This window comes from Falsiroseomonas stagni DSM 19981, assembly GCF_900114315.1.
GTDB classification, from domain to species: domain Bacteria; phylum Pseudomonadota; class Alphaproteobacteria; order Acetobacterales; family Acetobacteraceae; genus Falsiroseomonas; species Falsiroseomonas stagni.
In genome coordinates this window covers 41,031-54,852 of record NZ_FOSQ01000004.1, presented here as the reverse complement: position 1 = coordinate 54,852, position 13,822 = coordinate 41,031, and the positions used below count along the sequence as shown (strand labels likewise).

The 13,822-nt window shown below is 70.5% G+C and carries 11 protein-coding genes and 2 tRNA genes; 5 read left to right on the top strand and 8 right to left on the bottom strand.

Translation table 11 applies throughout. From position 1 onward, the window contains the following. Position 1: 1 nt before the first annotated feature. Positions 2–187 carry a hypothetical protein gene (locus BM041_RS12630; RefSeq protein WP_092959976.1) on the bottom strand — a complete coding sequence of 62 codons (186 nt, stop codon included), beginning with the start codon at positions 185–187 and terminating at the stop codon, positions 2–4. A 4-nt stretch (positions 188–191) separates the two neighbouring features. Beyond that, positions 192–2,882 (bottom strand): valine--tRNA ligase, encoded by a 2,691-nt coding sequence (locus BM041_RS12625; RefSeq protein WP_092959974.1) that lies wholly within the window; start codon positions 2,880–2,882, stop codon positions 192–194. Positions 2,883–2,984: 102 nt separating this feature from the next. Between BM041_RS12625 and BM041_RS12620 the strand changes: the two genes are divergently transcribed. After that, positions 2,985–3,953: a tripartite tricarboxylate transporter substrate binding protein gene (locus BM041_RS12620; protein WP_092959972.1), complete on the top strand. Its 969-nt coding sequence runs from the start codon at positions 2,985–2,987 to the stop codon at positions 3,951–3,953. A gap of 18 nt (positions 3,954–3,971) precedes the next feature. Here the strand turns inward: BM041_RS12620 and BM041_RS31815 are convergent, their stop codons facing one another. From BM041_RS31815 to BM041_RS12605, 3 genes are all read right to left on the bottom strand, one after another. Then, a complete protein-coding gene (locus BM041_RS31815; protein WP_281244541.1) occupies positions 3,972–4,535 on the bottom strand; it encodes a DUF2497 domain-containing protein in 564 nt (187 codons plus the stop codon). Between the two features lie 4 nt (positions 4,536–4,539). After that, positions 4,540–5,940, bottom strand: a complete 1,401-nt coding sequence (locus BM041_RS12610; RefSeq protein ID WP_092959970.1) for a TolC family outer membrane protein — start codon at positions 5,938–5,940, stop codon at positions 4,540–4,542. Positions 5,941–6,047: 107 nt separating this feature from the next. After that, on the bottom strand, positions 6,048–6,746 hold the full coding sequence (locus BM041_RS12605; protein ID WP_245762065.1) for a protein-L-isoaspartate O-methyltransferase family protein: 699 nt from the start codon (positions 6,744–6,746) through the stop codon (positions 6,048–6,050). 146 nt (positions 6,747–6,892) lie between these two features. Here BM041_RS12605 and BM041_RS12600 point away from each other — a divergent pair. Both BM041_RS12600 and BM041_RS12595 read left to right on the top strand, forming a co-directional pair. Further along, positions 6,893–6,963, top strand: a tRNA-Cys gene (locus tag BM041_RS12600). Between the two features lie 116 nt (positions 6,964–7,079). After that, a tRNA-Asn gene (locus BM041_RS12595) sits at positions 7,080–7,154 on the top strand. A gap of 104 nt (positions 7,155–7,258) precedes the next feature. Here the strand turns inward: BM041_RS12595 and BM041_RS12590 are convergent. Beyond that, the gene (locus tag BM041_RS12590) at positions 7,259–7,600 is read right to left on the bottom strand and encodes a hypothetical protein (protein WP_092959968.1); all 342 of its coding nucleotides are present in this window, start codon (positions 7,598–7,600) and stop codon (positions 7,259–7,261) included. Positions 7,601–7,775: 175 nt separating this feature from the next. Between BM041_RS12590 and BM041_RS12585 the strand changes: the two genes are divergently transcribed. Continuing rightward, complete coding sequence (locus BM041_RS12585; protein ID WP_092959966.1) at positions 7,776–8,444, top strand: HAD hydrolase-like protein; 669 nt, start codon at positions 7,776–7,778, stop codon at positions 8,442–8,444. 57 nt (positions 8,445–8,501) lie between these two features. Continuing rightward, entirely contained in the window at positions 8,502–11,789 is a 3,288-nt protein-coding gene (locus BM041_RS12580; protein ID WP_139226043.1) for a calcium-binding protein, read from the top strand. Positions 11,790–11,906: 117 nt separating this feature from the next. Here the strand turns inward: BM041_RS12580 and BM041_RS12575 are convergent, their stop codons facing one another. Both BM041_RS12575 and phnF read right to left on the bottom strand, forming a co-directional pair. Further along, positions 11,907–13,046, bottom strand: a complete 1,140-nt coding sequence (locus tag BM041_RS12575; protein ID WP_092959962.1) for an alpha-D-ribose 1-methylphosphonate 5-triphosphate diphosphatase — start codon at positions 13,044–13,046, stop codon at positions 11,907–11,909. After that, positions 13,047–13,805, bottom strand: a complete 759-nt coding sequence (gene phnF / locus BM041_RS12570; RefSeq protein ID WP_245762064.1) for a phosphonate metabolism transcriptional regulator PhnF — start codon at positions 13,803–13,805, stop codon at positions 13,047–13,049. It lies immediately after the preceding gene. Positions 13,806–13,822 lie beyond the last annotated feature (17 nt).

Here is a 13,822-nt window from a genome sequence, read left to right as displayed (position 1 = left end):
CTCAGCCCACCACCAGCAGGTAGCCCACGCCCAGCGCCAGGCCGGCGATGGCAGTCAGCGCCTGCGCCTCCGCCTTCGTCACCACATGGTTGCCGATGCGCCGCCCCGTCAGCTGCGGCGTGCCGAGCAGCACGGGCAGGCTGAACAGGAAGATCGCGGCGAAGAGCTTGAGGGTGCCGGAATCCATCCCCCTACCCCGCGATCCGCGCCATGGCGGCGTCTAGGCGCGCCATCTCCGCCTGCGCGGCGGCCAGGCGGTCCCGGTTCTCCTCCACCACCTCCTCCTTCGCGCGGGCGACGAAATCGGCGTTGGCGAGCTTGCCCGCGATCTTCTTCGCCTCGGATTCCGCGGCGGCGCGGGCCTTGGCGAGGCGCGCGCGCTCCGCGGCCAGGTCGATGACATCGGCGAGCGGCAGCATCACCGTCGCCTCCCCCACCACCACCTGCGCGACACCCTTCGGCGCGGCGCCGTCCAGCGCCGTCACCTCGGTCGCGCGGGCCATGCGGCGGATGACGTCGATCCAGCGATCGGCGCGGGCGAGCGTGGTGCCCGACGCGCCGGAGAGCAGCAGCGGCACGGTGACGGAAGGCGGCACGTTCATCTCCGACCGCACGGCGCGGACCTCCCCGATGAAGGAGACCACCCAGTCGAGTTCCTCCCGCGCCGCCTCGGCGTCCCGCACATCGGCGGCGCCGGGCCAGCTCTCCCGGATCAGCGTGCATTCGGGGCCGTAGCCAAACAGGTGCCAGAGTTCCTCCGTGATGTAGGGCATGGCGGGGTGCAGCATTTTCAGCAGCGTCCCGAAGACATGCTGCGCCGCGCCCTTCACCTCGGCCTTCGCGGCCTCATCGGTTCCGTTGAACACGGGCTTGGCAAACTCGAGAAACCAGTCGCAGAAGCTGCCCCAGGCGAAGCGGTAGCAGGCGTTCGCGTATTCATCGAAGCGGTAGGCTTCCAGCGCCGCCGTCGCCTCCGCCACCGCGCGGTTCGCCCCATCCAGGATCCAGCGGGAGAGCGGCAGCGTGGCCGTCGCGGGGTCGAAGCCCTTGTCGGCCGCGATCCCGTTCATCTCCAGGAAGCGCGCCGCATTCCAGATCTTGGTTCCGAATGAGCGAAAATCCTCCACGCGCTTGCGGCCGAGCTTCACGTCGCGGCCGGGGCCCGTCAGGCTCGCGATGGTGAAGCGGAGCGCGTCGGCGCCGAAGGCGTCGATCAGTTCCAGGGGGTCCATCACATTCCCCTTGGACTTCGACATCTTCTGGCCCTTCTCGTCCCGGACCAGGCCATGGATGTAGACGTGCTTGAACGGCACCTCCCCCATGAAGTGGATGCCCATCATCATCATGCGGGCGACCCAGAAGAAGATGATGTCGAAGCCCGTCACCAGCACATCGCCGGGGTAGTACTTGTCCAGTTCAGCGGTCTTGTCCGGCCAGCCGAGCGTGCTGAACGGCCACAGCGCGCTGCTGAACCAGGTGTCCAGCACGTCCTCGTCTCGCACCAGCGTCACGTCGCGGCCGAATTTCTCGCGGGCCAGCGCCTGGGCTTCCTCCTCCGTCTTGGCGACGAAGACTTCCCCATCCGGCGCGTACCAGGCGGGGATCTGGTGGCCCCACCAGAGCTGGCGGGACACGCACCAGGGCTGGATATCGCGCATCCAGGCGAAGAAGGTGTTCTCCCACTGCCTGGGCACGAAGGTGGTCTGGCCGGTCTCCACCGCCTTGATGGCGGGCTGGGCGAGCGTCTTCGCGTCCACATACCACTGCATGGTCAGCCGCGGCTCGATCGGCACGCCGCTGCGGTCGCCATGCGGCACCTGGTGGGTGTGGGGCTCGATCTTCTCGAGGAAGCCCAGCTCCTCCAGCTTCGCCACGATCGCCTTGCGGGCGGCGAAGCGGTCCATGCCGTCCAGGCCGCGGACGAAGTCGGGGTCGCCGCCATCGGCGGTGAGCGCGGCGCCGATCTCCGCCACCGTCACCTTGGCGTCGGCATCCAGCACGGAGAGCATCGCCAACCTGTGGCGCTTGCCAACCTCGAAATCGTTGAAGTCATGCGCGGGGGTGATCTTCACCGCGCCGGTGCCCTTCTCCGGATCGGAATATTCATCGGCCACCACCGGCACGCGCCGGCCGGTCAGCGGCAGGATGACGTTCTTGCCCACCAGGTCGGCAAAGCGCTCATCCGTCGGATGCACGGCGATGGCGGTGTCGCCCAGCATCGTCTCCGGCCGCGTGGTCGCGACCGTCAGGAAGCGGCCGGGCTGACCCTCGACGGGGTATTTCAGGTACCAGAGGCTGCCCTTCACCTCCCGGCTCTCGACCTCGAGGTCGGAGATCGCGGTCTGGAACACCGGGTCCCAGTTCACCAGGCGGCGGTCGCGATACAGCAGGCCCTGGCGGTAGAGGGTCACGAAGACCTCCCGCACCGCCTTGGACAGGCCCTCATCCATCGTGAAGCGTTCGCGCGGCCAGTCGAGTGACGCACCCAGGCGGCGAAGCTGGCGGGTGATGGTGCCGCCGGACTGGCCCTTCCATTCCCAGACATGCTGGAGGAAGGCGTCCCGCCCCATCGTCCGGCGGTCCAGCCCCTGGCTGCCCAGCAGGCGTTCCACCACCATCTGCGTCGCGATGCCGGCATGGTCCGTGCCGGGCTGCCACAGCGCATCGCGCCCCTGCATCCGCCGGAAGCGCGTCAGCATGTCCTGCACCGACATGGTCAGCGCATGGCCGATATGCAGGCTGCCCGTGACGTTGGGCGGCGGGATCATGATGGTGAAGGGCCTGGCGGGCGATGCCGGGTTGGCGGCGAAGGCGCCGCTATCCTCCCACCCCTTGTAGAGGCGGGCTTCCACGGCGGCGGGGTCGAAGGATTTGTCGAGCATGGCGGCATCCCTTCCCCGCCGGCGCGCGCACGTCAAGGGCGCGTGGCTTGCGGCAGCCGGTTGCGCGCCGCATCCTGCCGCCAAGAAAGCGGAGGAAACACCATGCGCGCGACACGCCGCCTGATGCTGTTGGCGGGCCTCGGCGGGCTGGCCGCGCCGGCCCTGGCGCAACCTGCCTGGCCGTCGGGTCCCATCCGCATCATCGTCCCCTTCCCGCCCGGCGGCAGCATGGACACCATCACGCGCCTGCTGCAGCCGCGCATCGCCGCGGATCTCGGCCAGTCCATCGTCATCGAGAACCGGCCCGGCGCGTCAGGGGCGCTGGGCACCGCCGTCGCGGCGCGGGCGCAGCCGGATGGGCTGACCTTCGTCATGGTCTTCGACAGCCATTCGGTGAACCCGTCCTTCATCCCGAATCTCGGCTTCGACCCGAAGCGGGACCTCCAGCCCGTCAGCCTGGTGGGATCGGCGCCGATGATCATCACCACGCACCGCGCCCGCCCCTGGACCACGCTCGGCCAGGTGATCGAGGCCGCGCGGGCGAAGCCGGACACCATCACCTATGGCTCGATCGGCGTCGGCAGCCTGTCGCACCTGACCATGTCGCGCCTCCAGCAGCTGGCGGGGGTGACGATGATCCATGTTCCCTATCGCGGCGGCGGGCCGATGAGCGCGGCAGCCGCGGCCGGGGAGCTGGACATGCCCGTGGCAAGCCATGCCGGGCTCGGCGGGCAGGTCGGCGTCACGCTGCGACCGCTGGCCCAGACGGGCGCGCAGCGGTCCAGCCTGTTCCCGGACCTGCCGACGGTGGCCGAGGCCGGCGTGCCGGGAATCGATGCGCTGGCCTGGTGGGGAATGCTGGCGCCGGCGCGGGTGCCAGAGGCGATCGTGACGCGGATGCGCGACGCCATCGTGAAGGCGCTGCAGGTGCCGGAGGTGCGGGACCGGCTGACCGGCCCGATGGGCGTCGAGATCGTCGGCAATACGCCAGCCGAATTCGGCGCCTTCATCGACCGTCAGACGGAGACCTGGGCGACGGTGATCCGGGAGAACAACATCCGGCCGGAATAGCCCTGGCCGGGCGGGCCTTCACCCCAGCGCCCGGCCCACCACGCGCTCGATCTCCGTCCGCACCAGCCGCTCCACCAGGGGCGGCAGGTGCTGGTCGAGCCATTCCTTCAGCAGGGGGCGCAATTCCTCCCGCACCACATCCTCGATGCTCGGGCCGCTGCGATAGACCGGGGCCTGGCGCTCCGCCGCGACGCTGCGCAGCAACTGGCCGAGGGCCGCGGTGGTGGCGGCCGCGACGGCGGGGGCGACGAGGCCCTCCATCGAGGTATCCGGCGGCGCCGCGACGGCGACGGGCTGGATGGGCGGCGGGGGCGGGCGCTCCGGTTCGGGATCCGGCGGCAGGGAGACATGGGTCGGCGCCGCGGGTGGTTCGGGCGGCGCTTCCGGCGGCGGCGGGCTTGCCACCAGCATCGCCTCGGTCAGTTCCAACGGCTCCGACGGCGGCGGGCCGGACGGCGTCTGCGCCGCGGGGGTCTCATCCTCGTTCAGGATGCGGCGGATCGAGGCGAGGATGTCATCCATCGCCGGGTCCGCGCCCTGCGGCGCGCCCTGCGGTCCAGGCTTGCCGTCAGCGCCACTCATGCGCTCAGCGCCCCGCGGTCGGGGTGTAGTCTCCCCAGCCCGCCCAGCGGTTCCGCACTTCGCGGTAGTAGCCTTCCATGTCGTAGATCTGCACGGGCAGGTTCAGGTCCCGCGCCGTCAGGCGGCCGAGCGAGGAGGCGAGGCTGTGGGAGGCGGTGATGACGTTGGCCAGCGCCCGCACCAGGCTGACGCGGGCATTGAGCAGTTCCTGCTCGGCGTTCAGCACGTCAAGCGTCGTGCGGCTGCCGACCACGGCTTCGCGCTGCACGCCATCGAGGGCGATCTCCGCCGCGCGGATCTGGGCGCGGACGCTGTCGACCTGGGCGCGGGCGGCGGTCAGCGTCTCCCACGCCTGGGTGGCCTGCTGGGTGGCGGCGCGGCGCTGATCCTCCACCACCTGGCGGGCCTGCTGCGCGCTCTGCCGCGCCTGGCGGACGGCGGCATGCTCGGCGCCACCCTGGTAGAGCGGGACGGTGAGGTTGGCCGTGACCTGCGTGCCGTTGATGCGCGTGTCGATGGAGGTGGTGGAATTGTCGTTCCGGAAGGTGGTGCCGGTGACGCTGACCTGCGGCAGCAGGGCGGCGAAGTTCACATCCACCAGGTCGCGCGCCGCGGCTTCGTCGAACAGCGCGGCGACGACGTTGGGGTTGTTCTGGCTGGCGATGGTGCCGGCTTCCCGCGCATCCGCCACCGGCACGCGCAGCGGCTGCGGCGCCACCAGGCGCTGCGGCGGCTGGCCGACCAGGCGGGCGAAGGTGGCGCGGGATTGCTGGAGGCGCCCTTCCGAATCGGCGCGGGAGGCGCGGGACCCGGCAAGCCGGCTTTCCGCCTGCGCGACGTCCGTCCGCGTGATCTCGCCGACGCGGAACCGTTCGTTGGTGGCCTGCAGCTGGCGCGTCAGCACCTGTTCGTTGTTGATGTTGAGGCGGACCTCCTCCTGGTCCCGGATCACGGCGACATAGGCGTTCACCGTGTCCTGCATCACCTGCTGTTCGGTGGCGATCAGGCGGGCGCGCTGAGCGAGGACCTGGTTTTCCGCGCGGCGGGTGGAGGCTGTGGTGCGGCCGCCGCGGAAGATCGGCTGGGTGACGGAGGCCTGGTTGGAGACGATGTCGCGCGACCGCCAGGGGGAGGTGATGCGGTCGCTGGCATTGGTGGAGGTGGTGGCCTGGCCGACGCTACTGGTGATCTGCACCGTGGGCCGCCACCCCGCCAGCGCCGCCGGCACATTCTCATCCACCGCGCGAAGCTGGGCGCGGGCGGCCTGCAGGGTCGGGTTGTTGGCATAGGCCATCGCCAGCGCCTCCTGCAGCGTCTGCGCTTCCGCCGGGCGGGCGGTGGCGTAGAGCGCGGGCGGCGACAGCATCAGGGCGGTCAGGGCAAGCGCGTGGCGGGACAGCGTCATGGTCTGGCGGCTCCTGCGTCCCGCCGAGCATAGCGGGTCCGTCCGGGGATCAAAGACAAAGCGGCGTGGCCCGCGCAAACCGGCGGCCCACGGCGGATATCGTTAGGTCAGAACACGAAACCAGGGGCCGGCTGGAAGGCCGGCAGCGGCACCGTGGCGCAGTCGAAGGCGTCCGTCACGCTGAAGCTGCCACCGGCGTTGCGGCCGATCACCGCGCGCGGCCCGGCACCCGGGCCCTTGGCCCCCAGGATCGCGGCCAGGCGACCGCCCTCGGCCAGCTGGCCGCTGAGCGTCGCGGGAATGGCCGGGACCTCGCCCTCGATCAGCAGGGCGTCATAGGGGGCGCCGGCGGCATGGCCGTCGCGCAGGCTGCCGGCCACCAGCGTCACCGCACCGGGCGGGAACAGCCCGGCCAGGGCCTTCGCGGCGATGCCCCGGAGCGCGGCGTCCTCCTCCAGCGCCGTCACGCGGGCGCCGCCATGGGCGGCGACGGCGGCGAGGTAGCCGGTGCCCGCGCCGACGACGAGCATGCGGTCGCCGTCCCGCAGGCCGAGCAGCTGGATCAGCCGCGCCGTCACCATGGGGGTCACCATCGCGCGGCCGCCGGGCAGCGCGATGATCCCGTCGCCATAGGCACGGGCCGCGAGGGCGGGGGGCAGGAAGCGTTCGCGCGGCAGGTCCAGCATGGCGGCGATCACGCGCGGATCGGTCACCTTGTTGGGCCGGAGTTGCCCATCGACCATCCGGCGCCTTGCTTCCGTGGTATCCAGCGCGGTCAACACTTCCATCGTCGCGGCCTCTTGCATCGCGCGGTTATACGAGGGGCCGCCGCGGCGGCCAAGCGGCGCCACTGCGCCGCAACACGTGGTTACCTCGCATGACTGCGTTAACAGAATGCCGACCGCGCTTGACCATCGGCGCCGGCTGCCGGATATGAGGGCGCATCACCTGCGGCCGCGTGGCAGAGTGGTGATGCAGCGGACTGCAAATCCGTATATGCCGGTTCGATTCCGGCCGCGGCCTTGGTTTTCCTGCCTTCCGGGGCGGGGGGCGACTTTACCGGAAGGTAGTGTCGCTTTCTGATCCGGGGGGTCTTTACCCCGCGTCGGGCGCTCGCTATAGCCCGCCGCCTTGGCTGATCCGGCGTGGCGCAGCGGTAGCGCAGCGGACTGTTAATCCGTTGGTCGTTGGTTCGAATCCAACCGCCGGAGCCAAGCTTTCCCAATCCTGCACATCGAAAAGTCGATCGCCCGCCACCCGGCGCGGCGTCGTCCTGCGCCACCCGGCGCGGCAGGATTTGCCGCGCCGCGTGCAGCGCCTATTGCGCGGACAGCCCGCGATCCGTCAGCGTCACATCCGTGATCCGGCAGATGTCCACGCGGCGAAGTTCCACGCTCTGCCCCGTCTCCAGCACCGCCTTGAAGTCGTAGAGGCCGCTATAGGCGGCGCGGAACGCGCGGCTGCGGCCGGCGGGCAGCACATCGGCACCCAGTTCGTCGCGCGTCCAGTTCGGGTTGCTGGAGGAGTCGAAGTAGATCTCCATCACCGTCCGGCTGGAACGGTTGTGGAAGTTGAACCGCGTGTCGCAGTTCTGCGCCTGGGCCGGTGCCAGGGCGGTCGCGGCCAGAAGCGGCAGGGCGAGGAGTACACGACGAAGCATGGGACGTTCCTGGGCGCGGGATTGCGCCACGCGCCGAGCCTAGGACCGCCCCTTCCGCGCCGGAACCAATGTGATTGAACATGACAGAAATGATACGCTGCGCATCCGCGACGAAGTGCCGGCGGCAGCGCCCTGCCCTTGCCGCCGACCGGCATTGCCCGATCCTGCGCTTCCCATGCCCCCGCGCCTGCTGATTCTCGATTTCGATGGCACCCTGGCCGATAGCCGGCCCTGGTTCCTCGGCGCGCTGGATGATGCGGCGCGGCGATTCGGCTTCCGTCGCGTGACGCCGGAGGAAGCCGAGGCTCTGCGCGGCCTGCCCACCGCGGCCATCCTGCGCGCGCTTCGCGTCGCGCCCTGGCAGGTGCCGATGATCGCGCTGCACATGCGGCGCCTGGCCGCCGCCGCGCCACCCCCGCCTCTGTTCCCCGGCACCGCCGCCATGCTGCACCGGCTGGCGGCGGGCGGCATCACCCTGGCACTCGTGACCTCCAACGCCGAGGCGACGGCGCGCCGCGCGCTGGGGCCGGCGGCGCAGACCATCAGCCACTGGGCCTGTGATACCGCGCTGTTCGGCAAGGCGGCACGGTTCCGCGCCATGGTGAAACGCGCCGGCGTCTCCCCGCAGGACGCCGTCGCGATCGGGGACGAATCGCGCGATGTCGAGGCCGCCCGCCGCGCCGGCATCCGGGTGGCGGCCGTCACCTGGGGCTACGCGACGCCCGAAGCACTGGCGGCGGCGCGGCCCGATGCGATCATCACGGCGATCGAGGCCCTGCCCCACTGGCTGGGCCTGCCCTACGATCCGGGCCCGGTGGAGCTCGCCAACTCCACCCTGGGTTGACCTATCCGATAATGGTTGGTTCATATCCGCCCGCAACAAGGGCGTTGGTTGTCGAGGATGATACGTCGCGTTGGCTCCCAGGTGGATGACAGGCTGGACGGCAGCGGGGGCGCGGACAGCCTCCTCGGACTCGGGGGGGCCGATACGCTGTGGGGCGGGCTCGGCGCCGACACGCTCGATGGCGGAGAGGGTTTCGACCTCGTCCTCTTCCGGAATACCCCAACGGTCATCGACCTCCGCAACACTGTCCTGGGCGGTGAGGCCGAGGGCGACGTCTATCTGAACGTCGAGGCATTCCGCTTCGGCAGCGGCAACGACACGCTGTCCTGGTCCGGCGTGGCTGAGGGCATCCACGCCAGCATGGGCGCGGGGAGTGATTCGGTCACCGGGGGCCTGGGCGCCGACACGCTGCTGGGCGATGCCGGCGATGACACGATCGCTGGCTTGCTCGGCGCGACGGTGATCATGGGCGGCAGCGGCCAGGATTCGCTGGTGGCCGGCTGGGGCGCCGGCCTGGTGGATGGCGGCAGCGGCAATGATACGCTGGGCGCGGTCAATGGCGGGGACACGCTGCGGGGCGGCAGCGGCAACGACCAGTTGACCGCCGTCATCCTGGACCTCGAGCATCTCGGCCTGACGCAGCGGCTGGGCCGCGACCTGATGACCGGCGGCGCGGGCGACGACACCATCTCGACCAGCGACCTCGGCGGCATCGGCAAGGGCGATGCCGGCGACGACATGCTGATCGGCGGCAGCGGTGCCGACCGGCTGGATGGTGGCGCGGACGACGACTTCATCGACGCCGATCGCTCGAGCCTCGATCCGCTGGTGCCTGGTGGCCGCGATACGATCTTCGGCGGCACCGGGGCCGATACCATCCTGGGCGGCGCCGGCAATGACCGCGTGGATGGCGGCGACGGCGACGACTCCCTCATCGACGGCATGCGGGAGGGCGGTGGCGCCGGCCGCGATACCGTGTCCGGCGGGGCGGGCAACGACCTCCTCATGGAGGGTGATGGCGCCGACAGCCTGCAGGGCGATGGGGGCGACGACACGCTGATCGCCGGCTTCGGCGCCGATACGCTGCTGGGCGGCGACGGCGCCGATTCACTCTGGGGCGGCAGCACCTTCTCGCTGCTGGATGGCCGCGATGGCGGCAACTGGCTGGATGGCGGGGCGGATGCCGATACGCTGCTCGGCGACTGGGGGGCGGATACGCTGCTCGGCGGCGATGGCGATGACAGCCTGACGGGCGACAACGCCTACTTCATCGATCCGACCCTGTATCCGCAGGGCGCCTTGCTGAATGACAGCCTGGTCGGCGGCGCCGGGGCCGATACCATCCTGGGCGGCGCCGGCAATGACCGCGTGGATGGCGGCGACGGTGATGACACCATCACCAACGGACCGGATGGGGGCGGCGGCGCCGGCGACGATACCGTGTCCGGCGGTGAGGGCAACGACCTTGTCACGGAGGGCGCTGGCGCCGACAGCCTGCAGGGCGATGCCGGCGACGACACGCTGATCGCCGGCTTCGGTGCCGATACGCTGATTGGCGGCGACGGCAACGACCACCTGACGGGGGACATCGCCGAATTCGGCAACGACGCGCTGTATCCGCCGGACGCCGTACTGAATGATAGCCTTATCGGCGGCAGTGGCGATGACACGCTGCTGGGCCTCGAAGGTGCCGATACGCTGATGGGTGGCGACGGCGCCGACTCGCTGCACGGCGGCGACGGCCAAGGCTATGATTGGGTGGTGTTCGATGATCGCGACCATCGGATCGTTGGCGGGTACAGCGAAGACACTGGTGACCAGTTCAATGGCTTCGAGGGGTACCGCTTCGGCGCGGGCAACGACTTTTTCGACGCCTCTCCCCTTTGGTTGATCTATGGACCGGAAACCCTGACCATCCTGCTCGGTGCAGGCGACGACAAAGTCCTCACGGACAACAATCGCAGCATCGTATCGGGGGAGGATGGCAACGATACCCTGCTCAGCCAGGAGGGCGCGCATACCCTGATGGGGGATGACGGCGACGATTTGCTGGTCGGGAGCATCGATGCATCCCGCCTTGATGGCGGCATCGGCGATGACACGCTGCGCGCGGTCTTCGGCGACGACACGCTACTCGGCGGCTGGGGCAATGATTCGCTGGTTGCGGATTCGGTGCCTTGGAACCCCGAGGAATGGGACCTGAGACCCAACCTGCTGCTCGGCGATGGGGGCGACGACATTGCCCGCCTCAGCAGCCTTGGGGGCACCATCCAGGGGGGCCTGGGCGCGGACACGCTGTTCGGCAACCAGGCCGGTGACCGGCTGGACGGAGGCATGGACGCCGACCTGATCCATGGCGACCTGGCCGGCACAGGCCTGCCGGATGGCGGCGCCGATACCATCTTCGGCGGCGATTCCGCGGATACGATCATCGCCGGCGGCGGCGATGACCGCGTCTCGGGTGACAGCGGCGACGACGTCATCATCGCCGGCGACCTCGCGCTTACCGACCAGGGCTTCCTGCCGCTGGATGCCGGGCACGACACCGTCGCGGGCGGCACGGGCAATGATCGCATCATCGAAAGTGCCGGCAATGACAGCCTGCTTGGCGAGGACGGGAATGACAGCCTGACCGCCGGCTTCGGGGCGGATACGCTGCTGGGCGGCGCGGGGCATGACCTGCTCTGGGGCGGGGATGGGGTCGGCATCGTGCTGGGCGATGAGGGCAACCTCCTCGATGGCGGCGCCGGTGCCGACACGCTGCGTGGCAGCTGGGGGGCCGATACGCTGCGGGGTGGCGACCATGACGACGTGCTGCGGGGCGACGAATTCGACCTCGCCGCCGGCGGTGACCAGCCCGCGGGGTCCATGCCCCATGACAATCTCGATGGCGGCCGGGGCAATGACTGGCTGCGCGGCCTGCTGGGCGATGACACGCTGGCGGGCGGGGACGGCGCCGATACGCTGCAAGGCGGCAGCGGCAATGATTCGATCTCGGGCGGCCGGGGGAACGACCTTCTCCAGGCCGGGGCGGGCAGCGATGTCATCGAAAGCGGGTCCGGCCTGGATGTGCTGCTGCTCGATCTCTTGGGCGGCGCGGATCTGTTCACCGACATGCGGATCGGCCAGGACCGCCTGCGCTTCGAAGCCCCCCTGCCCGGCATGGAGACGCTGCGCCTGACCCTCGGCACCGCCGCGATCGGCGACGATGCCCAGCTGGTCTATGACCGACGCACCGGCCTGCTGTCCTGGTGGGCGGAGGGCGCTGCGGATGACGGCATGGCCCTGCTGGTCCTGGCGAACAGGCCGAACCTGTCGGCGGCCGATATCGACCTGTTCGGCTGAACCCGCGCGGCGCGGGTCAGCGCCTGTCAAGGAATCGAGCTTGAGCATTAATGCCCGGTGAAATCATCGGGCTTTTTCCTCGGATTCCGGCGCTTTCGGGCATTAATTCACAAGCTCTCAGGCGATCCGCGCCGCCGCCCCCGGCGCCAGCCAGGCAAGCCGCCCCGCCGCGAAGGTCGCCACCGGCGCGCGGCGGGCGGCATCCACCACCACCACATCGCCCCGCAGCCCGGCGGCGATGCGGCCACGATCCGCCAGCCCCGCCGCCGCGGCCGGGTTGGCGGAGACAAGCGCCCAGGCCCGCGCCAAATCCAGCACGCCGCGGGCTTCGATCACGAAGGCGGCCTCCAGCATCGCCGGCCAGTAGTAGTCGCTGGCCAGCACGGTCACGAGGCCGCGCTCCGCCAGCGGCGCGGCGGAAGCCCAGCCCATGTGGCTGCCACCGCGCACGACATTGGGCGCGCCCATCACCACCGCCTCCCCCTCCGCGCGCGCGGCCTCCGCCACCGCCTCGCTCATCGGGAATTCGCAGACGGCAGCGCCGAGCGCGCGGAACGTCGCCCGCATGGCGGGGGTCGCGTCGTCATGGCTCAGCATCGGGATGCCCCGGGCCCGCGCGGCATCGGCCAGGCGCTGGCGGGCCGCCGGCACATCGGGCCGCATGGCGGCGGCGCGCTCCGCGAGCGCGATGAAATCGGCCGCCTTCACGCCGGCGCGGGCGGCATAGGCGGCGGCCTTGGCGGGGTCCGCGATGCGCTTCACGATTCCCGGCGTGTGATCGTTGAAGGCCAGCAGGTGGACCCGGCCGGCCGCCATATCCGCCAGCAATTCGTCCAGCGCATCCAAATTGTCGGCCTCGAATCGGCAATGGATACGCAGGTCGCAGCCGGCGGCGGGGCGCACGGCCTCCACCGCCGCCAGCGTGGCGCGCCAGGCCTCGATCCCCCGCAGCCCGGGTTCCCAGGACAGGGTGACGCCGAGGCAGGCGGTCGTGATGCCGGCGGCCAGCAATTGCGCCGCGCTGTCCCGCATGCCGAGCCCGGCAGGAAAGCCGATGCCCGGCCGTGGCTGCATCTGGCGTTCATGCGCATCGCCATGGATGTCCACGAGCCCCGGCATCACCAGCAGCCCCGTGGCATCCAGGCGCCGCGCGCCACCGGCCGCTTCGGCCGCGATGAAGCCCCCGGACAGCGCGACCTCGCCCGGGGCGAGCACGCCGTCGCGCAGGACCGTCCCGCCCGCGATCATCCAGTCCATTCAGCTTTCCACCACCATCTGCATGCGCCCGGCGGCGTAGCGGGCGATTGTGACATCCACCACCTCGCCCGCCGGATCGACATTGATGGCCTCGCTCACCAGCACCGGCCGGTTGCGGGATTGCTGGAGCAGGTCGGATTCCTCGGCGGTCGGCAGGCGGGCGGTGATGCGCGTGACCTTGCGGCGGTAATCCGGCACGCCACAGGCCACCAGCGCCGCGGTGATGGAGGGATCCTCCTTCAGCAGTTCGGGAATCCGGCCGAAGCGCAGCGCGGGGAAATGGTGCGTGCCGATCAGCAGCGGACGGCCATCGACCAGCGACAGCCTCTCCACCACCACCACCGGCCGCCCGCGCCGGATGCCGAGCAGATCCGCGATCGTGGCCTCCGCCGGCACTTCCTCGATCCGCAGCACGCGGCCGCCGGGTTCGCGGTTCTGGCGGCGGATGATTTCCGAGAAGCGGGTGCGCGGGCCGAGGCGGTAATCCACCACATCCTCCGCCACGAAGCTGCCGCGGCCCTGTTCGATGCGGACCAGGCCGCGGCCTTCCAGCTCCTCCATCGCGCGGCGCACGGTGTGGCGATTCACGGCGAAGCGCTCGGCCAGCTCCGCCTCCGTCGGCAGGCGCGCACCCGGGCCGTACTGCCCCCCGCTGATTTCGCGTTCCATCTGCTGGGTGATCTGGCGCCAGAGGGCGACCCCCTCTCCGCGCGCCAGCAACGGCCCCGACTTCATGCCCATATCGCCGGCATCTGTCATCGAACGTTCAACCTCCC